This is a genomic window from Curtobacterium sp. YR515, assembly GCF_900113095.1.
In the GTDB taxonomy this organism is placed as follows: Bacteria; Actinomycetota; Actinomycetes; order Actinomycetales; family Microbacteriaceae; genus Curtobacterium.
Genome location: NZ_FOOD01000005.1, coordinates 134,576 through 155,198, shown reverse-complemented (window position 1 = coordinate 155,198; position 20,623 = coordinate 134,576). Strand labels below are relative to the sequence as shown.

The following is a 20,623-nucleotide window of genomic DNA, read 5'->3' as shown; positions in this document are numbered from 1 at the left end:
GGACCGCTCCCGACCGGCTCGGATCAGACGGTCCGGCGCGTCGCGACCGCGGCCCCCACGACCGCGGTCGCGGACGACCGGACTCCCCACACACCGCTCAGCATGCTCCGGTCGCCCCGCGGGTGCATCCTCCGGAGGGATGAAAAGCTGATGGCCACTCAGCGAGCGCTGCGGCCCTCGACCCGCACCGGCTCGGACTGGAGGCGCGGTTCGGGCCCGCACCGCGCCTCCAGACCGTCACCCGCTCGCGTTCACCGCCCCAGCTGCGCGCGCAGGTAGGGCGCGGTCCGACTCGTGGCGGACGCCGCGACCGCGGCCGGCGTACCGGCGGCGACCACCTGCCCGCCCGCGTCCCCGCCGGCGGGACCCATGTCGATGACGTGGTCTGCCGCCGCGACGACGTCCATGCTGTGCTCGACGACCACGACGGTGTTGCCGGCGTCCGTGAGCCGCGACAGCTGCTCGGACAGCAGCTCGACGTCGGCGGGGTGGAGGCCGGTGGTCGGCTCATCGAGCAGGTAGAGCGTGTGGCCGGACCGGGCGCGCTGCAGTTCGGTGGCGAGCTTGATGCGCTGCGCTTCGCCGCCGGACAGCTCCGGGGCGGGCTGGCCGAGTCGGAGGTAGCCGAGACCGACCTGGCGCAGCGTCTCGAGCCCGCGCGCCGCGGCCGGGAGGCCGGCGAGGAACGGTGCCGCCTCGTCGACGGTCATGCCGAGCACGTCGGCGATGCTCGCGCCGTCCCACCGGACCTCGAGCGTCTCGGCGTTGTACCGGGCACCGTGGCACTCCGGGCACGGCGCCCAGCTGCCGGGCAGGAACAGCAGCTCGACCGAGACGGAGCCCTCGCCCTGGCACACCTCGCACCGGCCGCCCGCGACGTTGAACGAGAACCGTCCGGCGCCCCAGCCGCGCTCCCGTGCGGCATCGGTGGCGGCGAAGGCCTGGCGGACGGCGTCGAACAGGCCCGTGTAGGTGGCGAGGTTCGACCGGGGCGTGCGGCCGATCGGCTTCTGGTCGACCTGGACGACCCGGGTCACGAGCGGGTGCGAGGCGCCCTCGGTGGCCAGGACGCCACCGACGAGCGAGGACTTCCCCGAGCCGCTCACCCCCGTGACCGCAGTGAGGACCCCGAGCGGGACGTCGACGTCGAGACCGTGCAGGTTGTGCAGCGTCACGTCGCGGAGCGCCAGGGTGGCGACCGGCTCCCGCGGTGTGCGGACCGCAGGTGGGCCGGCCGGGTGGAGGAACCGCCGCGTCACCGACCCCTCGACGTGCCGGAGGCCGTCGACGGGACCGCTGTACAGGACGGTGCCGCCACCGGAGCCCGCGCCCGGCCCGACGTCGACGATCCAGTCGGCGCGGCGGACGATGCTCATGTCGTGCTCGACCACGAAGACGCTGTTGCCGCCGGCGCGCAGGTCGTCGAGCACCTGCACGAGGGACTCGGCATCGGCGGGGTGCAGACCGGCGCTCGGCTCGTCGAGGACGTACACGACACCGAACAACCCGGAGCGGAGCTGCGTCGCGATCCGGAGCCGCTGCGTCTCACCCGGGGAGAGCGTCGGCGTCGACCGGTCGAGCGCGAGGTACCCGAGCCCGAGGCCGAGCAGGACGTCGAGGCGCGTGACGAGGTCACCCGCGATCGCCACGGCCACCTCGGTGTGCTCGCCCGAGGACGCACGGGACGTCGCCGCCGAGGCGTCCGTGATCGCGGCGATCGGCCGGAGCACGTCGGCGAGCGCCGTGATCGGCAGCGCGTTGAGGTCGGCGATGCTGTGCCCGCCGACCGTCACGGCGAGGGCCGCCCGGGTGAGCCCGGTGCCGCCGCACAGGCCGCACGGTCCGGACTCGACGTACTGCAGGGCCTTGGTGCGCTGGGTCTCGCTCTGGGAGTCCGCGAGGGTGTGCAGCACGAACTGCCGGGCGCTCCAGAACCGACCGCGGTAGGGCTTGGCGACCCGGTCGCGCTTCGGGTGCACCTCGACCACCGGCTGCTCCTCGGTGAAGAGCAGCCAGTCGCGGTCGGCGCGGGGGAGGTCCCGCCACGGCCGGTCGATGTCGTAGCCGAGCACCGCCGTCACGTCGCGGAGGTTCTTGCCCTGCCAGGCACCGGGCCACGCGGTGATCGCGCCGTCGCGGATGCTGAGCGAGTCGTCGTGGACCGCGGACGCCTCGGTGACCTCGTGCGCGGTGCCGAGTCCGTGGCAGCGGGGACAGGCCCCGGCGGCGGTGTTCGGCGAGAACGAGTCGGACTCGAGCCGGTCGGCTCCCGGCGGGTAGGTGCCGGCGCGGGAGAACAGCATGCGCATCGAGTTCGACAGGGTCGTCAGCGTGCCCACGGTGGAGCGGGCACTCGGGGCACCGCGGCGCTGCTGCAGGGCGACGGCCGGGGGGAGTCCCGTGATCGACTCCACGTGCGGGGTGGACCCCTGCGCGATGAGCCGCCGGGCGTAGGGCGCGACGGACTCGAGGAACCGGCGCTGCGCCTCGGCGAACACGGTGCCGAACGCGAGGCTCGACTTGCCGGAGCCGGAGACGCCGGTGAAGGCGACGATGCGGTCGCGGGGGATGTCGACGTCCACGTCCTGCAGGTTGTGCTCGCGGGCGCCGCGGACGCGGATGTACTCGTCGGGGCGGGGGTCGGGCATCCTCACGATGCTAGGCCGAGGCGGCTGGGTGCTCGGGTGCCCCGGCGCGCGGGGAGCGTCCGGACGTCATCCCGACCGGCGTCGGTCCGCCGCCGCCAGTGCCCGGCGCATCCGCTCCGCGTCGCCGACCGCCCACCCGCCGGAACTCGCCAGCGGCAACTCCGTCATGTGCCGACGCAGGTGCTCCGGGTAGTCCCGCACGACCCGGTCGGGGTCGTCCCGCACCGTGGCGTACAGCGCGGGGCCGTCGGCGTAGAACAGGTCGGCGACGACCACCCGGCCGTCCGAGCCGCGCATCACGTTCGCCGGGTTGTCGTCGAGCGGACCCCACCACGGCTGCTCCCGGGCGCCACGCGCGTGCACGGCGTCGATGTGCTCGGCGAGCGCCGCCACGTCTGGCTCCCGCGCACGGATCGACCGGTGGAAGGCCGCCCCCTCGGCCGCGGACACCGGCGCGAGGTACTCCATCACCGTGAGGTCGGACCCGCCCTCGAGCACGCGATGGTCGACCAGCACGGGGACCTGGCGGGTGTGCGCCGCCACACGGTAGAGCATCGCCGAGTACGGCCCGGCGGGGTCGAACGGGCTGACCCGCGCCGCGAGCCGACCGGAGGGGGAACGGAACGCGCACGCCCAGTCCCCGGTGCCGCACGGCGTCCACCCGAGGCCCTCGAGTGTCCGGACCACCTCGGTCCACGGCATCTCGGCGGTGAGGTGCTCGTCGTACGCGTCGTCGCTGTCCACCGCCCCATCCTGCACGACCCGCCCACGGGCTTCCGCACGCGCCGGCGGTCTGGGACGATCGACGCGACACGGACGACGGCGCCCGTGCACCATCCGCGAGGAGTCCATCATGACCGTCCGACTCAACCCGTACATCGGCCTCCGCGACCAGGCCCGTGACGCGCTCGACTTCTACCACGGCGTCTTCGGCGGCGAACTCACCGTCAACACCTTCGGCGAGGCCGGGATGGCACAGGACCCCGCCGACGCCGACAAGGTCATGCACGGCCAGCTCGAGGGCGAGAACGGTCTGCTGCTGATGGCCTCCGACGCACCGACCGGCATGGAGGGCCCCGACGTCAGCAACATCTCGGTGTCCCTGAGCGGTGACGACGAGGAAGCCCTCACGCGCTACTGGAACGGGCTCGCCGACGGGGCGAAGACGATCATCGAACCCCTCACGAAGGCCCCGTGGGGCGACACGTTCGGCATGGTCACCGACCGTTTCGGCGTGACCTGGCTCGTCAACATCAGCGGCGCGGCGGGCTGATCGCGTCCGCCGGGGCGCTCGCCGGGACCGGCCACCGGGGGACCCAGCACCGGACGCGTGCGGCGTAGCGCCGGAAGTCGTCGCCGAACCGGTGGTCGAGGTCGGCTTCCTCGAGCGGGCGGACGACGCAGTTCCAGACGATCGACCCGGCGAGCGCGTACACGACGACCATCCACGAGGTGAGCAGGAGCCCGACGGCGACGCCCTGGGCGATGCCGGCGAGCGCCATCGGGTTGCGCACCGAGCGGTACGGACCGGCGATCACGAGCCGGTTCGGCATCGCGGACGGCAGGGGGGTCCCGGCGCCCTGCGTCGACATCGCCGCTGCGGACGCGATGCCGAGCGCACTCGCGGCGACGAGTGCGACGGCTCCGGTGACGACAGCGGTGGTCACGACGCCGTCGGGCAGCGTCGGGTGAAGCCGCCAGCGGTGCTCGGCGGCGGCGATGACGAGCGGCAGGACCCCGAGGAAGAGCCCCCAGAAGACGGTGATCTGCAGGGCGGTGCCGAGGACGTGGCGGCGGCGACCCGCGTCGGGGTCGGCGGTGCGGAACCGCAGCGGGCCGGTCGTCAGCCACTCGGTCGGGACCCGGCCGAGCACGACGAGCGCCAGGGCGAGGGCGGACCCGACGGTCGCGCCGATCATCACGAGCACTCCGGCACCGGCCTCGGTCGTCGCGGTGGCCCAGACGGCGAGGGCGGCCATGACCAGCGCGGTCCACCCGGTCGTGACCACCGCGGCGGCACGACTGCCGGCCGCTGCGAGCGCCGATGCCACGACGAAGAGCGGGACGTCGAACACCGCGACGACGACGGGGTCGAGTGAGCCGAGGGTCGCCGACCGGACCCCGGGGAGGGTGCACACCGCGATCCACCAGAGGGCCCCCGCGACCGACTGGACCGCGAAGTACCGTCGGCCCCAGGACATGCGAGCACGGTAGCAGTGCGGGATCCCGGCAGCGGACACCGCAAGAATCGCGCAACGCCCCGGTCTCCGCGTTGTCGACCGTGCTCGAGCCGACCTACCGTTCCGGCTGTGTGCGAGGACGCACACGTCCCCCTGCGAGACCTGGAGGCGGCATGTCCGCACGCACCGCATCTCCGTCCACGTTCGGCTCACGGCTGCGCGACGACGTCGTCCACGCCCGCGAGTACACGCTGTTCACGCTGCTGCTCGGGTCGCCGTTCCTGCCGCGCGCGGTACGCCGGTTGATCGCGTCCGCCGCGGGCGCCGACCTCGCGTCGAGCCCCGGTCCGCTGTTCTCACTGACGGGGGACCCGAAGAACCTCGTGGTCGGCCGGGGCGTGTACTTCAACCGGAACGTCACGGTCGAGGCCGTCGCGCCGGTCCGGATCGGCGACCACACCGCGATCGGGATGCAGGTGCTCGTGATGACGAGCCACCACGAGATCGGCGACGACGGGGCGTGGAGCGAGACCGCCTCGGGCCGGTCGGTCGACATCGGCGAGCGGGTCTGGATCGGTGGGCGTGCCGTCGTGCTGCCCGGGACGGTCATCGAGGACGACGTGGTCGTCGCGGCCGGGGCGGTCGTCCGGGGGCGGCTCACGTCCCACGGGGTCTACGCCGGGGTGCCGGCGCGGCGGATCCGTGAACTCGGCGTCCCGGGCGCCGCCCCCGCGCCTGCGGGCGCCGCGACGGCGACGCCCGCGGTCCCGGCCGCTGCCGGACCGCCCGCGGTCTCGGCCGCTGCCGCGACGGCGGTCAGTCCTGCCGGTTGATCTGGCCCAGCCAGCGCCCGAACGACGGCTTGCGCTCGTCGTGCAGGACGGAGACCGTCGTCGCCGGCGTGCAGCTCCGCTGGACGTCGACGGCCGTGCTCTCGTGGAGGTCGTGGCTCATGGTGTGCTCCTTCGCGTTCGGTGGTGGATGAGACACCCGGGACGCGCGTTCCATTCCCGGGTGCGTGCAGCCCGTGGGCCGTGCCGGGTCAGGGCGTCACCATGCCGCCGTTCACGTTGAGGGTCTCCCCGGCGACGTAGCTCGACTCGTGCGAGGCGAGGAACACGTAGGCGGGCGCGAGTTCGGCCGGCTGCGCGGCGCGGCCCATCGGCGACTCGCTCGACCCGAACTCGGGCAGCGACTCCGGGTCGACGCCGCCGCTCGGCTGCAGGACGGTCCAGGTGGGTCCGGGAGCCACGATGTTCACCCGGATCCCACGCTCGACGAGTGCCTGCGACAGCCCCTTCGAGAGGTTGTTGATCGCGCCCTTCGACGCCGCGTAGTCGAGCCGGTCCGGAGCGGGCTTGTACGCCTCCATCGACGCCGTCGTGGTGATCGTCGACCCCGGCTGCAGGTGGGGGAGCGCAGCGCGGACCAGGCGGAACAGCCCGAACACGTTGACGTCGAACGTCGCCTCGAACTGCTCGTCGGTGAGGTCCTCGACCTCGGGCTGCCAGCGCTGCTTGCCGGCCACGCTCACGAGCGCGTCGAGGCCGCCGAGTCCCGCGACGGCCTGCTCGACCAGCGTGGTCGCGTAGGACCGGTCCCGCAGGTCACCCGGCACCGCGACGGCCGTCCGGCCCGCGGCGCGGATCTGCTCGATGACGTGGTCCGCGTCGGACTGCTCCTCCGGGAGGTACGCGAGCGCGACGTCCGCACCCTCGCGTGCGAACGCGATGGCGACGGCGCCACCGATACCGGAGTCCGCGCCGGTGATCAGCGCCTTCCGACCGGCGAGCCGGCCGGTTCCCCGGTAGGTCTCCTCACCGAGGTCCGGTACCGGCCGCATGCGGCTCTGGAGGCCCGGCTCGGCTTGCGTCTGCGGCTCCGGCTGGACGTCGGGGTAGCGGGTACGCGGGTCGGCTGGCTCGTACTGGTCGCGGGGCATGGTGCGGGTCCTCTCATCGGTTCACTCCCACAGAACCGGACGGCATCTGGACCGCCGCCCAGGAGTGCGGTGACCGGTCAGTGCCGCGCGCGACGGCGGGGTGCGACACCGTCGCTCTTGTCGGTCGCGTGGAACGCCCCGACGAGCTGCGCGACGAGGTCCGGCTGCTCGACGACGAGGCCGTGCGTCGCCCTCGGGACCACAGCCAGCTCGCCGTCCGGCAGTGCCTCGAGCATCTGGGCGAGGTGGTCGAGCCGCACCTCGTCGTCGTCCCCGCACAGGATGAGGACCGGGACGGCGAGGCCGCGGAGCTGCGCCACCGTCACCGCGGGTTCCGCCGTGTGCAGCACCCGCGACTTGGCGGTGACGACCTCCCAGTGCTCCGGAGGGTCGGGGGACACCTCGGCGTCGGCGTCCGCCATGAACCGGGGCGGCACCCGACGAGGTGCACGGGACCGGCGCCGAGGGACCGCACGGTGCCGGCGAGTTCTTCGGCCATGTCCGCGAAGTGCCACGGGCCGTCGACGTCGGGAGTGCGACCGTGCCCGGCTCGGTCGACGAGCACGACACGGGCGCCACCGAACGCCTCGGCCAGCGCCGACATCGACCGGGAATCGGTGCCACCGGGGTGGAGCAGCACGATCGGGGTGCCCGGACCACCCGGGTCGGAGGTCCAGGGTTCGGTCATGCCGGAGTCTCCCACGTCGAGGACCCGGGCGTACGGTGTGCGCCATGCCGAACCAACTCAAGAAGCCGGACATGTACGAGGAGCTCCGCAAGGAGGGCAACTCGAAGGAGAAGGCCGCCCGCATCAGCAACGCCGCGGCGGCGCGGGGCGAGCACGCCGTGGCGAAGAAGGGCGGCGAGTCCGGGTCGTACGACGACTGGACCGTGGCGGACCTCAAGCGACGCGCGAAGGAGCTCGGCATCACCGGGTACTCGTCGAAGCGGAAGGCCGAACTCGTCGAGGCGCTCCGGGAGCACTGACGGTACCGGGAGCACTGACGGCATCTGGCACCATGGAGTCGTGAACGAGACGGGCATGCCGCGCTTCCGACGGATCTGGTCGACGGTGCAGGTGGGCGTGCTCGCCGTGGCCGTCGTGTTCTGCGTCGTGATGCTCGTGATCGGACAGGGCAAGCTCGACCGCGTGTACGCCGTGGCCGCGGTGTTCTTCGGCCTCGCCCTCATCGGGCACAGCACGTACCTGTGGCTGGTCGCGCGGAACGGCCGCGGCCGCCCCTGAGCCTCAGGCGTTCGCGAAGACGCGCACCCAGTCCACCGTCATCTGCTGCGGGAAGCGCGTCGACGCGTCGGGTGACCCGGGCCACGAGCCGCCGACGGCCACGTTGAGGACGACGAAGAACGGCTTGTCGAACACCCACGGATTCGCCCCGACGTCGGCTCGGGTCAGCGTCCGGTACGCCGTGCCGTCGACCGACCACGTGATCGAGTCCGGACGCCAGTCGACGCCGAACACGTGGAAGTCGTCGGCGAACGGAGCCCCCGTGGGGTTCGTGGACGCCGCCGAGATGCCCTGCGCGCCGGAGTACCCCGGGCCGTGCACCGTGCCGTGGACCACGGTCGGTTCGTACCCGACGTTCTCCATCACGTCGATCTCGCCGCAGGCCGGCCACCCGACCGACCCGATGTCCGCGCCGAGCATCCAGAACGCGGGCCAGATCCCCTGCCCCCGGGGGATCCGGATGCGCGCCTCGATCCGGCCGTACTGCGCCGTCGACGTGCCCTCGGTCTTCAGCCGCGCCGAGGTGAACGAACCGTCGGCCTCACGCCGGGCGGTGATCACGAGGTTGCCGGCACCGTCGAGCGCCGCGTTCCGCCGGGAGTCCGTGTAGGTCTGCAGTTCCCCGTTGCCCCACCCGCCCGCGCCGAGGTCGTACCGCCAGACCGCGCTGTTCGGCGCACTGCCTGCTGGCCCGTCGAACTCGTCCGCGGCGAGCAGGGTGCCCGCTGCCGCCACGGCCGGCGTGGAGCGGCTCGCGATGCTCGTGCCGACGATCGCGGCGGTGGTCCCGGCGATGCCGGCGGTCATGAACCGGCGACGGTCGATGCGGTCGTCCACGTCGTCCTCCTCGGGTGTGCGCGTGGGTGGTCAGGGTCGGTAGGCGATGCAGAGCACCGTGACGTCGTCGGGGTGCTCGCCGCGGTGGGCGAGCTCGGTGATCCCGTCGACGAGCTGCTGGGGGTGCGAGCGCTCGGCGACCCAGGCCTCGAAGCGGTCGAGCGCGTCGAGGTCCCCGCCGAAGAGGTCGAGCACCCCGTCGCTGACGCTCACGACGACGTCGCCGGGCTCGAGGTCGGTCGTCTCGCTCGACCACGAGGTCCCGACGCCGATCGGCAGGTGCCCGGACCGCAGTGACCGGACTGCGCCGTCGGCACGACGGAGCAGGCTCAACCCGTGGCCGGCGTCGACCCAGCGGGCGTGGCCGTCGCGGTCGATCCGCACGTGGAAGCACGTCGTGAACTGTGCGCTCTCGACGTCGGACGTCCCGGTCGCCAGGCCGGCGGCCGCTCGACGGACCGCCGTGGCCGCGTCCGGTTCGTCGACGGTGCTGCGCACGAGGGACCGGACCGCGGCGGCGATCATGCCGGCGCCGACGCCCTTGCCCATCACGTCGCCGAGCGTGAAGGCCGCGCCGTCCGGTGTCGGGAACCAGTCGTAGAAGTCGCCGCCGACGGTCCGTGCCGGGATGCACACCCCGAGTGCGTGGAGTTCCGGTGGGAGTCCCTCCGTGGACGCGGGCAGCAGGGACTGCTGGACGAGGGCGGCCCGGTCGATCTCACCCTCGGCCACGCGACGACGACGTTGCGCGGTGCTGAGCCGGACGTCCGCCTGCCGGGCGAGCTCGTTGGTCACCGCCGCCGTCGCGCCGTACACGACGACCGCGAAGGCGAGCCGGACGAGTTCGCTCGGACGCGGTTCGGTGGGCTCCAGCAGGTACGGCAACAGCAGCGTGGCGCAGGTCCCGAGCAGCGGGTACAGCACGTGGCGCCGACCCGGGCTCGCCGCCATCCAGATCACCGGCAGGACGACGACGGCGAGGAACACCGAACGGGTGTCGCCCGTCCCGTACCGGAGCAGCCCGATCGCGATGAAGTCGATCGCCGGGACGACCAGCTCGGCGCGGGCGGCGCCCGGCCAGCGCGCCATCACACCTGCCACCAGCAGTCCGCCGAGGGCGAGTGCCACGCCGGTCCACATCCGCGGCGCGTCGGTGACCGGGAGCCAGGGGGTGACCGTGCTGGTCACCGCGGCGGCCACCACGAGGGCGGCGACGACGGACTGCTTCGCCAGGGGCGCCCACGAGGCGCGGAGCCCGACGAGCGCGATGGGCCCGGTGTCCTCCCGTGCGGTCACGGTCCAGGTCCTGGGGGTCGCGGTCGAGCCGGCCGTGCTGGTCATCGGGTCGAGTCAAGCCCCTCCGGCCCGGCGGGGCAAGCCCGTGCCCGGGTCACCCGAAGTGGAAGGCGAACGGCGCGAGCAACCCCGCGACCCAGACGAGCACCATCACGAGGGCGCCGATCGCGATGAACCGCCGGCGGCGTCGGAGCCGCGGACTCGGTTCGTCGCCCCACATCTGTGCGCGGACGAGGACCCGGTTCGCCTGCTCGACGACCTTGCGCACCTCGGGATCGTCGAGTTCCAGCACGCCGTCGCGGGCGTGCTGGGCGATGACGGTCGCCTCGTCGACGGTGAGGTCGTCCTTGCGCATGGGCCCATCGTGGCAGGCGGCCCGCGTCAGCGCACCCCGTCGCGCGTCACGGCCACCCGGAGCGGCAGGCCCGCGGCGAGCGCCGCGACACGCGGATCGCGCAGGGCACGCCCTCCGACCGTCGGCAGGTCGAGGTACCCACGGCTGACCGTGTGCCGGAGCGCACCGGTCGGCACGGGTCCGTCGCCGGTGCGCATGCGCCACGCCTGCGGTCGGCGGCGCAGGAGCTCGGCGTCGGTTGCGGTGTCGGGGTCGGCGACGAGGCGCGCCCAGACCTCGTCCTCGGTGCTCCGGGCGAGGTCGGCCGGCGACAGCGCACCGCGGTCGAGCAGCCGCCCGACGAGGTCGCGGAGCACGGTCACGGGCACGAGGTTCGCCGCGGAGCGCTGCGCGAGTGCCTCGCGGATGGCCAGGTCGGCCAGCTCGAGGGCGTCGTCCGGATCCGCGTCGACCGTCCCGCCGACGAGCCGCAGGCGACCGAGCAGCACGTGCGGCGGCGTCTGCGTCCGTCCGTGCGCCTGGCCGCTCCGGAGGAACGAGTCCAGGTGGTCGAGCTTCAGCCCGCCCGGGACCGACGTCAGCACCGACGGCACGCGGCCCTCGTCGACCGCGATGACCTGGTCGGCGTCGATACCCGGGACCTCGTCAGCGAGGCGCCGGATCGCGGTTCGTCCGAGGGAGTGGTGCTCGAGGCCGCCCAGACCCTCCAAGGTGTGGCTGAACGGCAGGTGTCCGACGTCGTGCAGGAGTGCGGTCGTGCGGGCGAGGTGGTCGTCCGGAGCGAAGGCGGTGACGAGCGCGAGCACCCCGAGGGAGTGTTCGAGCCGCGAGTACGACTGGGTCGTCGTGAGCGCGGCACCGCCGGCGTGGGCGACGAACGCGAGCCGTCGCACCGTCCACGTCTCGAGCAGTCGTCGTTCGAGCGGGGTGAGCCGCACCTCCACCCGCCAGAGCGGATCGAACCAGACCCCGTCGATCCCGAGCGTGTCCACCGCGTCCCCGTGCACCGTTCCCCCTCGTCGCCTGCCCCTCGACGCTACCGGACCCGCCGTGCAGCACGCGCCCTGTGCGGGGACGGAGCCGCGACCGCGTACCAAGGACCCATGGCACATCGGTTCCGCGGGAAGATCGTCGTCGTCACCGGAGCATCGAGCGGGATCGGCAGGGCCGCCGCGCACGAGTTCGCACGGCAGGGCGCGACGCTCGTGCTGGCCGCCCGCAGCCATGACTCGCTCGAAGCCGCCGCCGCCGAGTGCCGGGCGCTCGGGGCCGAGGCAGTCGCGATCCCCACGGACGTCGCCGACGAGCACGCCGTCCGCGACCTCGTCGCGACCACCACGACCCGCTTCGGACGGATCGACGTCTTCGTGGGGAACGCCGCCCTGTTCGTCTACGGCCTCTTCGAGCAGACCCCGACCGAGGCCTTCAAGCGCGTCGTCGACACGAACCTGTACGGCCACCTGCACGCGATCACCGCCCTGCTCCCGCACTGGAAGCAGCGGGGCGAGGGCACCTACGTCCTCGTCGGCTCGATCCAGTCGCTGCTGTCCGCGCCGTACCAGTCCGCCTACGTGACGAGCAAGCACGCGGCCCTCGGCCTGGTCGACGTCCTCGGCGACGAGTTCGCCGGCACGGGCATCCGCTTCGCCGCGCTCTTACCGTCGACCATCGACACGCCGATCTACCAGAACGGCGCCAACTACACCGGCAAGACCTCGCACCCGTTGCCGCCGACGGTGTCCGTCGAGCGTGCCGGCCGCGCGGTCGTCCGCACGGCACTGCACCCCAAGCGCTACCGGTTCGTCGGCCGGATCCAGGCGTCGCTCGTGCCGCTGCAGTACGTCTTCCCCGGGCTGTTCCACAAGATCACCAAGCCGATGGTGCAGACGTTCGCGCTCCGCGGCAGGGGAGCGCCGACCGACGGCAACCTCTGGACCCCGGCCGACGCCGGCAACGCGACGAACGGCGGCTGGGTCGCGAAGCGTCGCCGCGTGACCCGGCCGCTGGCCTGGGCGGGCGTGGCTGCGGTCGTGGGCGCCGTGTTGCTCGGGCGCTCCCGCCGGTGACCGGAGCGGCCGCGTCCGACCGCTAGCCTGCTGCTCGCGAGCGCCTCGGGTGCTCGTGGATCGGGGGACCGCATGGCCGACGCAGGACCGGCGACACGGGTCGAGGTCGACACCGAGGACGCTGCCCGGGCACGTGCACGGTCGCACCGCGCGGGCTCGAAGGCGGGCAGCGGACCCTGGACCACCGTGCTCGTCACCGCGTGGATCGTGCTCGTCGTCGCCTTCGTCGCGATCGCGGTGTTCGAGAACGCCTTCCGGTACCGGGCGGTCGGCGCCTCGTTCCTCATCGCATCGGCGTGGACGCTCCCGCCGCTGCTCGTCCTGCACGGCATCCACGCCGCCGTCGTCCGTCCCGGCGGTCGGCGCGCCCGCCGTCGTGACGCCCCCTTCGACCGTGCCGCGGCCCGGGTGGTCGCCGAATCGCGTGCGGCGGGGTTCCCGGACCTCGACGTCGCCGCCCTGGTCCGGATGCTCCGATCGGCGGACAACGGCCCTGACCCGGGCACCGGCGAGCGTGGGATGCCCGACTGGCCGCTCCTCCGCTGGGAACTGCCGCTCGCGCTGCCACAGCCCGGTCGGTTCGTCGTCGCCGAGCGCAGGAGCGGACCCGAGCGCGGGAGCGGACCCGAGCGCGGGAGCGGACCGGAACGCACCGTGCTGACGCTGGTCGAGCATCCGACCGAGCCCCCCGTTCCCCGGACCGCGCCGTCGGTGGCGGAGCACCTCGGCACGATCGTGCTTGGGGCGTACCGACCGGACGCGCCGGCCCCGTTCACCGCCTCGCGCATCGGCGGTGCCCCCGCGGTGCCCGAGGGATGGGAGTGGCCGCTGTGCGTCCACCACGACGAACCGATGCAGTTCACCGCCCAGATCGAACACCGGGAGACGCTCGTCAGCGTGTTCGTGTGTCAGTTCGACCCGGGGACGTGTGCCTCGTGGGAGCCCGACAGCGGCGCGAACGCGGCGTTCGTGTTCTCCCTCCGAGGGCTGCACCTCGCGGCCGGACCCGTCTCACCGCACGGCGATCCCGACGACCCGGAGCCGACGTCCCCACCGCTCCTCGCCGACGCGATGCTCCTCCGGCACGTGCCGGTGCCGATGGTCCACGACGACGAGGACCCCGACCGAGTGCTCGCGGCCGCTGCCGCCGAGGGGGTCCTCGTCGCGGGCCAGTACGGCGGCGTGCCGGAGTGGATCCAGGACGACGAGACCCCCGCGGGCACCGAGTTCGTCGCGTCGATCGAGCCGGGTCCGCTCGGGTTCGACCTCGGCGACGCCGGCCGGGCGTACGTCTTCAGCGACGGCGCGCGGGCGTCGGTGCTCTGGCAGAGCTCCTGAGCTCCGACGTCGCTCTCGGGGAGACGCGACCGCCTGCGGGCCCGGAGTCGCGGGTCGGGCCCGCGCCGCGCCTCCAGGCCGTCCCGTGCGAGCGTCCGCACACCGTGTCAGGCTGCGCGGGCCGCACCGAGCGCGGAACCTCGAACGCTGCGACGGCTAGAAGAGCGTCGCGCTCGCCCGGCGCGCGCCCTCGCCGAGGGACTCGAGCTTCGCGGCGGCGATCTGCGGGTGGATGCGGCCGCCGAGGCCGCAGTCGGTGCCGGCGATGACGCGCTCCCGGCCGACGACCGAGGCGAACCGCTCGATGCGCTGCGCGACGAGGTCCGGGTGCTCGACGACGTTCGTGGCGTGGCCGACCACGCCGGGCACGATGACCTTGCCGTCCGGCAGCGCGACGTCCTGCCAGACCGTCCACTCGTGCTCGTGGCGGGCGTTGGCGGCCTCGAACGAGTACGCGCCGGCGTCGATGTCGAGCATGAGGTCGACGATGTGGCGGAGCTCGATGTCGGTGGTGTGCGGGCCGTGCCACGAGCCCCAGCAGAGGTGGAAGCGCACCCGCGAGGTGTCGAGGCCGCGCAGCGCGTGGTTGAGCGCCTCGACGCGGATGCGGGTGAAGGCGCGGTAGTCCTCGATGCTCGGCTCCGGGTTGATCTGGTCCCAGTTCTCGGCGATCGAGGGGTCGTCGATCTGCAGGACGAGGCCGGCGTCGAGGATGATCCGGTACTCCTCGCGCAGGGCGTCGGCCCAGGCCCAGATGTGTTCCTCGTCGGTGGCGTAGTACTCGTTCGCGACCCGCGCGGCGGACCCGGGGGAGAGCGCCGTGATGAAGCCGTTCGCGGCGCCGGCCGCCTCGACGGCGTGCCGGAGGTTGGCGGCGTCCGTCCGGGCTGCCTCGTGCCCGGTGTACGCGATCGGGCCGGTCGTCGTCGGGAACGCGGTGGCGTTCTTGCCCGTGCTGATGCCCGAGCCCGGGTCGGTGTAGGCCTCGCGGAAGATCGTCCAGTCGCGGCGGTCCGGGAAGCTCGTGAGCCGGACGTGTCCGGGCTCGGAGCGGACCGGCTCCTGCGTGAAGATGTCCTCCTCGGTCAGGCTGAGGCCGCTGACGCGCTGGAACGAGTACCCCCACCAGGCGCCGTAGTCGACGCTGTTCGACATCGCCTTGCCGAACTCGCCGTCGCCGGGCTGCGTGATGCCGAGGGCGGTCTGGCGGGCGACGACGTCGTCGACCGCGGCGCTCGTGAGCGCACGGACCTCGTCGGTGGTCTCCAGCGTGAAGCCGTCGGCGGCGAGGGGCCGGGCGGCGTTCGCGGCGATGAGCTCCGGCGTGCGGGGCAACGAGCCGGCGGTGGTGGCCTGGACGTGGTCGGTGTTCTCGAAGGACATGCTGCCCAATCTGGCACGGGCGGGCCGACACGCACCCAGCGGGCGCGGGTTCGATTCACTGTGTATATTCAACATGTGAAATTTCGATACAGCCATCAGGTGATGCCACCAGCATCGCCCGGATCAGAGACAACCGGTGTTCTCCGAGCGACGAGGGCGGCGCGACCCGCCCTCATCGCGTCGATCGTCCTCATCATGGGGATCGTGTTCGGGCTGGTCAGCCCGACCGCTGCCTTCGCCGCGCCTCCCGCCGAGGACATCGAAGGGCTCCCCGTCCCCGAGGCCGTCCCGGAGTGGGTGTGGCGCGCCGACACCCGCGGTCCGGCGGACGGCATCTTCGACGACGGGTTCCGTCCGAAGGGCGACGAGGGCTCGTGGAACGACAACCTCGCCGACCATGTCCTCAACACGGAGCAGCCGAACCGCTCGGCCTGGGTGTCGACCTCGTACGACCAGGACGAGGCGCTGAGCTTCGGCCGCTCGAACCTCGACGGGCCCTTTTGGGAGTACCAGATCGCTCCCGACGAGACGTTCACGAGCGTGCAGATCTCCTTCAAGGACGCACTCCTGCCCGGCGGTGAGTACGACGAGGACCTGGCGAACCGGTTCGAGAAGGCGAAGGACTCCTGGTTCGGTGACGTCGAGGGCGAGGCGGAGTTCTCGGCCTTCGGCGGCATCGACGGTTCCAACGTCCACTCCGCACGCAAGTGGGAGATGAACGACGATGGCGACTGGGAGGTCACCGAGACAGCGGAGAACCCGACGTTCTCGCGTCCGGTGACGCAACCGAACCTCGACCCGCACCCCATCCCGGAGTCCGGGGTCTGCTACGGCGGCGCGCGGGCGACCTGCGCTCCGTCGATCGGCGACGAGGGCGACCTCGCCGACGTGCACGGCGACCGCTTCTCGGGCGACACGGACGACTTCGACTTCACGCTGCGCACCGACGAGCTCGCCGAGGACGAGTCGCTGCTCCTGGCTCCGGCTCCGGACTCCGTCGCAATCGTCGACGACTTCGCCGCCGACGTGCACGATGCCGGGGCGTTCGACGAGTTCACCGACGAGATCACCTCGGCGTTCGAGGCGGACGCGGACGCACTCGCAGAGGTCTCCTCGGCGTCGAGCGTCATCGACAGCGTCGCCGAGTCGATGGAGGTCGTCCTCGACACCGGTTCCGAGCTCCTGCCGTACTTCGGCATCGCCGCGACCGGCTACGCCCTGAAGGGCGACATCGAGCACGGTGACTGGGGCGACGCGGCGGCCGACGGCATCGCCGAGGCGATCCAGACCGCGATGGTCGTGGCACCGGAGTTCGACATCATCCTCGTGCCGCTCCTGTGGGTCGACCTGCTGGCGAAGGCGATCGGCGACTGGGCCTACAGCCTCTTCCACCCGGCCCCCGAGTACAGCGAGGCCTACCGCAACCAGCTCGAGAAGGCCAACGACCAGGTCGATGCCGCGCCCGGGCTCCTGACGGACGCCTGGACGAAGGAGCGGGACGCCGTCCTCGTCAAGTTCTCGAACGAGCAGATCGAGCAGCGGCTCGTCGCGTCCGTCACCGAGAAGATCCGCTCGGACATCACGGTCCTCCGCGAGATGGACCGTGCGGTCCTCAAGGAGATCGTGCGCCACGAGGCACGAGCCATCGCGCACGCTCGGAACGACGGTGAACGCCAGTCCGTCCGACTGTCGTCGCTCCGCGCCCAGGCCGATCTGCGTGCGACGACGCAGCACGCGGTCGACGAGCGGGTCGAGCAGTACCGGGCGCGCTACGCCGGCCTCATCGACGCGACCGCCGCCGCGACCTGGAAGCTCTCGCTCGAGAAGCTCGCCGGGACCTTCGTCGAGGACCAGAAGGTGTCGGAGTACCTGACCAAGGTCTCCGAGATCGCTTCCGAGGCCTACTTCCAGAAGCCCTTCGACCAGCTGCCCCCCGGTGAGAAGGAGATCGCGCGGGACCGTGGCGCCGAGGAGCGTGCCGCACTCCACGCCCTGGTGCCCGAGATCGAACGGAGTCGCCACTGGACGGGGCCGAACGGTGCAGACCGTACGGACATGATCGGCCTCCTGCGCACCGGGGTCGAGCGGGGGATCAAGGACGACCTGAAGCTGCCGCCGGCGCGGACCGCGACGACGCTCGGCGTCCACGGCCTCCGTGTGACCCCGACGGACGGGAGTCCCTGGGCTGCAGGTGCGACCGGCACGGTGCGGTGGGACCGGCAGACCGGCTCGTCGGCCATCCCGGTCGACGGCCCGGTCGGGACGTCGTTCTCGTGGACCGTCGAGCTCCCGACCGGCCTCACCGCGGGGACGCTCCCGTCGATGCCCGCCGTCCCCGGCTGGACCCAGACGTGGAAGCAGGACGGACAGACCCTCGTGCACACCGCGACGCGGACGTCCGGCTCCGGCCCTGCCTTCGGCGAGCGTCAGCAGTACGCGGTCCCGGTGACGGCGACGGCTGCGCTCCGGACGTCCGACGCCGTGCGGGTGACCTTCGCACCGCCGCGCGGGCACACCTCCACTGCCGCGCTGGGGTTCGCGACGATCGCGGTCGCGAACTTCGAGCCGATCGAGCATGAGCGGGTGGACTCCTCCCAGGGTGGGCATCTCATCCGGTTCGGCGCGCAGAGCCTGGTCCCGGTGACGACCACCTGGACGGTGAAGCTCGAGGCCAAGACACCGGAGGGTGTCTGGTTCGATGACCGGCCCGTGTTGCACGGCGCGATGCGCGATTCCGCAGAAGCCGCGTGGTACAACCGGTCGGACCTCTCGGTGACCACGAACTCCGTGGGGTACCGCAGCGTCAAGATCCTCACGTGGAAGGGCTTCTCCGTCGAGCCCGGCGTCGGAGTCTCGTGGGCGACCAACGTCACCGTGCTCGATCGTGCGGCCGGCAAGACCTTCGAGATCCCGTACACGCTGACCCTCGAGGGCGACGGCGTCTCGACCACCATGCACAGTGCCATCAAGTTCGGCCCGTCCAGCGTCTTCAAGCAGTCCTCGACCGGTTCCACCCAGCTCGAGGCCGGAGCATCGGTCGCGGTCCCGATCGACGTCCAGGCGGTCGGCAGCTCGGTGGCGTCGCTCGGCGCCGGCAGTCTGACACTCCGCGCGCCCGAGGGCACGGTCTTCGACCCCACGGAGACGCTCTCGGCGACCAAGCACAACGGCACGCCCGTCCCGAACGCCGCGGTCAGCGGGATCCGCTCAGGAGACGGGGGGAAGACGATGACCGGCACCATCCGGGGCGGATCGATCTCGCTCGCTGAGGGTGACCGACTGCGCTGGTTGGCCAAGGTGCGCTTGCTCGAGGCGCCGTCCGACCCGTGGCGACCGGGGCTCGCGTTCGAGCTCAGTGGCACGTCGTCGGCTGGCCCGGTGTCCGTCGACGGCTTCGCTCCGGTGTCCTACCCGCAGGACGCGACCCGCGTGACGTTCCTCCAGCACCACGTGCCGACGATCGAGCCGGGCGAGTCCGGTTCGGTGCTCTACTCCATCAAGAGCACCCGACGCGTGGACGGCGTCGGACTGGTGCTCCGCGCGCCGAGCAGCACGACCTTCGCTGACTCGTCGATCGGGTGGGAGGACTCCTCGTCCACGGTGATGCCCGGTGTCCTCTCCGCGGACGCCAAGACGCTGACGGTCGCCCTCACCAAGCCGGTACCGAGCGGTGCGAACAGCGCCAACGTGTACGTGCCTATCGCCGTCGACCCGAACGTCTCCTCCCGTCCGGACGGTGGCACCGCGGACGTGACCGGGCCGGTCGAGAGCACCCGGACGTCGATCCGCGTGGACACGACGCTGGTCCCCGTGGTCCCCGAGCCGAGCCCGGGAGCGCTCTCGATCACCAGCAGTGCGATCGTCGGGATCCGTCAGGGTGAGTCCGGTCACCAGCAGTTCCGGGTGCAGAACGTCGGCGACGAAGCGTCCCGGGCGTTCCGCCTGACCGCGACGGTGCCGGAGGGGTCGCTCCCGACGAGTGCACCGCTGATGGTCCGTCAGGGGTCGAGCCAGACCTGGACGGCTGTGCCAGCAGACGTCAGCGGGCGGAACGTGACGGCTCGGTCCGACCTGCCCGCACTGAGCGCCGGTGGGTCGATCGACGTCCGACTGTTCCTGCGGAACACCGAGTCGGATTGGTCGACGGGGACTCGAACCGGTGGCGTGCTGCGGGCGTCCAGCGGGACCGAGACGTTGGCCGAGTCGCCGTTCCTCTTCATCGCGCTGCTCGGTGACGGGAAGATGCTCGCCCAGTGCACCGCGTCAGCCGGGCTGGCGCAGGTCCGGATGCGGTGGTCCGAGGAGTCGAACGGGTACTACAAGGTGACCGTCGAACAGGCGCGCGTCACCAGCTCGTTCGACTACTTGTCACCCAACGCCCAGATCAGCCTCCAGCTGAAGACCGACGGCTACGAGGGGGCGTGGGCGACCGAGAGCGTCCGGCGGGGCGACTGGGCCTCGGGAGGCCCGACCGCGTGGGCCTTCATCAGGAAGCCCAAGCTGATCGTCGGGCGCCTCGACGTGGACTTCACCGACCACCCCCTCGAGACGACGCCCAACTGTCACGCCGACTTCACCATCTTCAAGAACTGACCATGCCGTCACACGACACGAGAGAACAACGAGCAATGCGAACCATGCGGAAGAACAAGCGGCTGGTGACGGCGTTGGCAGCGGCCACCGTGGTGTCCGTCGGTGCCGCCGTCGCGGTGGTGATGACCGCGCAGAGCGCCCAGGCGGCGTTCGAGGCGCCCGTGGCGATGGAACAGACCTCCGACTGGAAGAAGACCGGCTGGCGGAGTGAACGGGAGCAGACCCGTTGCCCGGTCGACACCCTCGTCGTCGGCGTCAAGATCGACCCCGTCGAGGGCCTTCAGCTCGGCGAGAACCACGTCAAGTGCGCCAGCCCGGCGGTCGCCGAGGAACGCGGGGTGGTCGTCCGACCGACCGGCACCCCGACGAAGAGCGTGTGGATCGACGAGGGTGACCCGGAACCCGTCACGTTCGACTGCGGGGACGCGGCGATGATCGCGACGACGCACCTCGGCACGTACACGAAGGGCGAGACGCAGTACCGGTGCGCCACCCTCCAGGCGGAGAGCGCCGTCCTCGGCACCGCAGCGCACATCGTGGTCACGTCGTCGGAGTGGTCCGACTGGATCGACGCCGCGCACTGGAACGACGGCACGCTGCAGACGTCGTTCGAGTACGTCTGCCCGGCCGGGTCGGCGATGGCCGGTCGCGAGCACGCGCACACCGGGTACGGCAAGGTGCGGTTCCTCTGCAACACGTGGGAGGTGCGCGCGAGGTCCTGACCGAGCGGGCCGACGGG

18 protein-coding genes and 1 pseudogene are annotated in these 20,623 nt (G+C 72.3%); 8 read left to right on the top strand and 11 right to left on the bottom strand.

The genetic code is table 11. The features are described from left to right. Positions 1-251 precede the first annotated feature (251 nt). Positions 252-2,648 carry an ATP-binding cassette domain-containing protein gene (locus tag BM028_RS14930; RefSeq protein WP_092387523.1) on the bottom strand — a complete coding sequence of 799 codons (2,397 nt, stop codon included), beginning with the start codon at positions 2,646-2,648 and terminating at the stop codon, positions 252-254. Positions 2,649-2,714: 66 nt separating this feature from the next. Beyond that, positions 2,715-3,392 (bottom strand): hypothetical protein, encoded by a 678-nt coding sequence (locus BM028_RS14925; protein WP_092387521.1) that lies wholly within the window; start codon positions 3,390-3,392, stop codon positions 2,715-2,717. A gap of 109 nt (positions 3,393-3,501) precedes the next feature. On the opposite strand from BM028_RS14925, the gene BM028_RS14920 reads away from it, so the two are divergent. Further along, the gene (locus BM028_RS14920) at positions 3,502-3,921 is read left to right on the top strand and encodes a VOC family protein (protein ID WP_092387519.1); all 420 of its coding nucleotides are present in this window, start codon (positions 3,502-3,504) and stop codon (positions 3,919-3,921) included. Here BM028_RS14920 and BM028_RS14915 read toward each other — a convergent pair. Next, positions 3,902-4,849, bottom strand: a complete 948-nt coding sequence (locus BM028_RS14915) for a methyltransferase family protein (protein ID WP_092387517.1) — start codon at positions 4,847-4,849, stop codon at positions 3,902-3,904. The genes BM028_RS14920 and BM028_RS14915 overlap by 20 nt on opposite strands. Positions 4,850-5,001: 152 nt before the next feature. Between BM028_RS14915 and BM028_RS14910 the strand changes: the two genes are divergently transcribed. Continuing rightward, positions 5,002-5,661 (top strand): acyltransferase, encoded by a 660-nt coding sequence (locus BM028_RS14910; RefSeq protein WP_092387515.1) that lies wholly within the window; start codon positions 5,002-5,004, stop codon positions 5,659-5,661. On the opposite strand, the gene BM028_RS18590 is transcribed toward BM028_RS14910, so the two are convergent. The 3 genes and pseudogenes from BM028_RS18590 to BM028_RS18790 form a co-directional block, all read right to left on the bottom strand. Continuing rightward, positions 5,645-5,782 (bottom strand): hypothetical protein, encoded by a 138-nt coding sequence (locus BM028_RS18590; protein WP_156794898.1) that lies wholly within the window; start codon positions 5,780-5,782, stop codon positions 5,645-5,647. The two genes, BM028_RS14910 and BM028_RS18590, sit on opposite strands and share 17 nt — an antisense overlap. Before the next feature lie 88 nt (positions 5,783-5,870). Beyond that, positions 5,871-6,770: an SDR family oxidoreductase gene (locus BM028_RS14905; protein ID WP_092387513.1), complete on the bottom strand. Its 900-nt coding sequence runs from the start codon at positions 6,768-6,770 to the stop codon at positions 5,871-5,873. Between the two features lie 77 nt (positions 6,771-6,847). After that, positions 6,848-7,374: pseudogene (locus BM028_RS18790) on the bottom strand (alpha/beta fold hydrolase). Positions 7,375-7,502: 128 nt separating this feature from the next. On the opposite strand from BM028_RS18790, the gene BM028_RS14895 reads away from it, so the two are divergent. Further along, the gene (locus BM028_RS14895; protein ID WP_071294860.1) at positions 7,503-7,757 is read left to right on the top strand and encodes a DUF7218 family protein; all 255 of its coding nucleotides are present in this window, start codon (positions 7,503-7,505) and stop codon (positions 7,755-7,757) included. Positions 7,758-7,797: 40 nt separating this feature from the next. Further along, the gene (locus BM028_RS14890; RefSeq protein ID WP_071294861.1) at positions 7,798-8,016 is read left to right on the top strand and encodes a hypothetical protein; all 219 of its coding nucleotides are present in this window, start codon (positions 7,798-7,800) and stop codon (positions 8,014-8,016) included. A gap of 3 nt (positions 8,017-8,019) precedes the next feature. On the opposite strand, the gene BM028_RS14885 is transcribed toward BM028_RS14890, so the two are convergent. Genes BM028_RS14885 through BM028_RS14870 form a run of 4 tightly spaced genes read right to left on the bottom strand, consistent with a single transcriptional unit; the run spans position 8,020 to position 11,511 of the window. Next, entirely contained in the window at positions 8,020-8,853 is an 834-nt protein-coding gene (locus tag BM028_RS14885; RefSeq protein ID WP_217637343.1) for a glycoside hydrolase family 16 protein, read from the bottom strand. 30 nt (positions 8,854-8,883) lie between these two features. Next, positions 8,884-10,194: a PP2C family protein-serine/threonine phosphatase gene (locus tag BM028_RS14880; RefSeq protein ID WP_092387511.1), complete on the bottom strand. Its 1,311-nt coding sequence runs from the start codon at positions 10,192-10,194 to the stop codon at positions 8,884-8,886. 49 nt (positions 10,195-10,243) lie between these two features. Next, positions 10,244-10,504: a hypothetical protein gene (locus BM028_RS14875; protein WP_092387509.1), complete on the bottom strand. Its 261-nt coding sequence runs from the start codon at positions 10,502-10,504 to the stop codon at positions 10,244-10,246. A gap of 26 nt (positions 10,505-10,530) precedes the next feature. Beyond that, positions 10,531-11,511, bottom strand: a complete 981-nt coding sequence (locus tag BM028_RS14870) for an HD domain-containing protein (protein ID WP_175496093.1) — start codon at positions 11,509-11,511, stop codon at positions 10,531-10,533. Between the two features lie 96 nt (positions 11,512-11,607). Between BM028_RS14870 and BM028_RS14865 the strand changes: the two genes are divergently transcribed. Both BM028_RS14865 and BM028_RS14860 read left to right on the top strand, forming a co-directional pair. After that, positions 11,608-12,570 carry an SDR family NAD(P)-dependent oxidoreductase gene (locus tag BM028_RS14865; RefSeq protein ID WP_092387505.1) on the top strand — a complete coding sequence of 321 codons (963 nt, stop codon included), beginning with the start codon at positions 11,608-11,610 and terminating at the stop codon, positions 12,568-12,570. Positions 12,571-12,642: 72 nt separating this feature from the next. Next, on the top strand, positions 12,643-13,908 hold the full coding sequence (locus BM028_RS14860; protein ID WP_092387503.1) for a hypothetical protein: 1,266 nt from the start codon (positions 12,643-12,645) through the stop codon (positions 13,906-13,908). Positions 13,909-14,064: 156 nt separating this feature from the next. On the opposite strand, the gene BM028_RS14855 is transcribed toward BM028_RS14860, so the two are convergent. Further along, a complete protein-coding gene (locus BM028_RS14855) occupies positions 14,065-15,291 on the bottom strand; it encodes a cobalamin-independent methionine synthase II family protein (RefSeq protein ID WP_092387501.1) in 1,227 nt (408 codons plus the stop codon). Between the two features lie 195 nt (positions 15,292-15,486). On the opposite strand from BM028_RS14855, the gene BM028_RS14850 reads away from it, so the two are divergent. Then, entirely contained in the window at positions 15,487-19,884 is a 4,398-nt protein-coding gene (locus tag BM028_RS14850; RefSeq protein ID WP_092387499.1) for a hypothetical protein, read from the top strand. 35 nt (positions 19,885-19,919) lie between these two features. Then, positions 19,920-20,606, top strand: coding sequence for a hypothetical protein (locus BM028_RS14845; RefSeq protein ID WP_139219834.1), 687 nt, complete (start codon positions 19,920-19,922; stop codon positions 20,604-20,606). Positions 20,607-20,623 lie beyond the last annotated feature (17 nt).

Coding starts and splice junctions, on each gene's coding strand:
- BM028_RS18590 (WP_156794898.1), bottom strand. CDS start 5,782: ATGAGCCACGACCTCCACGAGAGCACGGCCGTCGACGTCCAGCGGAGC.
- BM028_RS14920 (WP_092387519.1), top strand. CDS start 3,502: ATGACCGTCCGACTCAACCCGTACATCGGCCTCCGCGACCAGGCCCGT.
- BM028_RS14865 (WP_092387505.1), top strand. CDS start 11,608: ATGGCACATCGGTTCCGCGGGAAGATCGTCGTCGTCACCGGAGCATCG.
- BM028_RS14845 (WP_139219834.1), top strand. CDS start 19,920: ATGCGAACCATGCGGAAGAACAAGCGGCTGGTGACGGCGTTGGCAGCG.
- BM028_RS14895 (WP_071294860.1), top strand. CDS start 7,503: ATGCCGAACCAACTCAAGAAGCCGGACATGTACGAGGAGCTCCGCAAG.
- BM028_RS14910 (WP_092387515.1), top strand. CDS start 5,002: ATGTCCGCACGCACCGCATCTCCGTCCACGTTCGGCTCACGGCTGCGC.
- BM028_RS14860 (WP_092387503.1), top strand. CDS start 12,643: ATGGCCGACGCAGGACCGGCGACACGGGTCGAGGTCGACACCGAGGAC.
- BM028_RS14875 (WP_092387509.1), bottom strand. CDS start 10,504: ATGCGCAAGGACGACCTCACCGTCGACGAGGCGACCGTCATCGCCCAG.
- BM028_RS14930 (WP_092387523.1), bottom strand. CDS start 2,648: ATGCCCGACCCCCGCCCCGACGAGTACATCCGCGTCCGCGGCGCCCGC.
- BM028_RS14880 (WP_092387511.1), bottom strand. CDS start 10,194: ATGACCAGCACGGCCGGCTCGACCGCGACCCCCAGGACCTGGACCGTG.
- BM028_RS14905 (WP_092387513.1), bottom strand. CDS start 6,770: ATGCCCCGCGACCAGTACGAGCCAGCCGACCCGCGTACCCGCTACCCC.
- BM028_RS14855 (WP_092387501.1), bottom strand. CDS start 15,291: ATGTCCTTCGAGAACACCGACCACGTCCAGGCCACCACCGCCGGCTCG.
- BM028_RS14915 (WP_092387517.1), bottom strand. CDS start 4,849: ATGTCCTGGGGCCGACGGTACTTCGCGGTCCAGTCGGTCGCGGGGGCC.
- BM028_RS14850 (WP_092387499.1), top strand. CDS start 15,487: ATGGGGATCGTGTTCGGGCTGGTCAGCCCGACCGCTGCCTTCGCCGCG.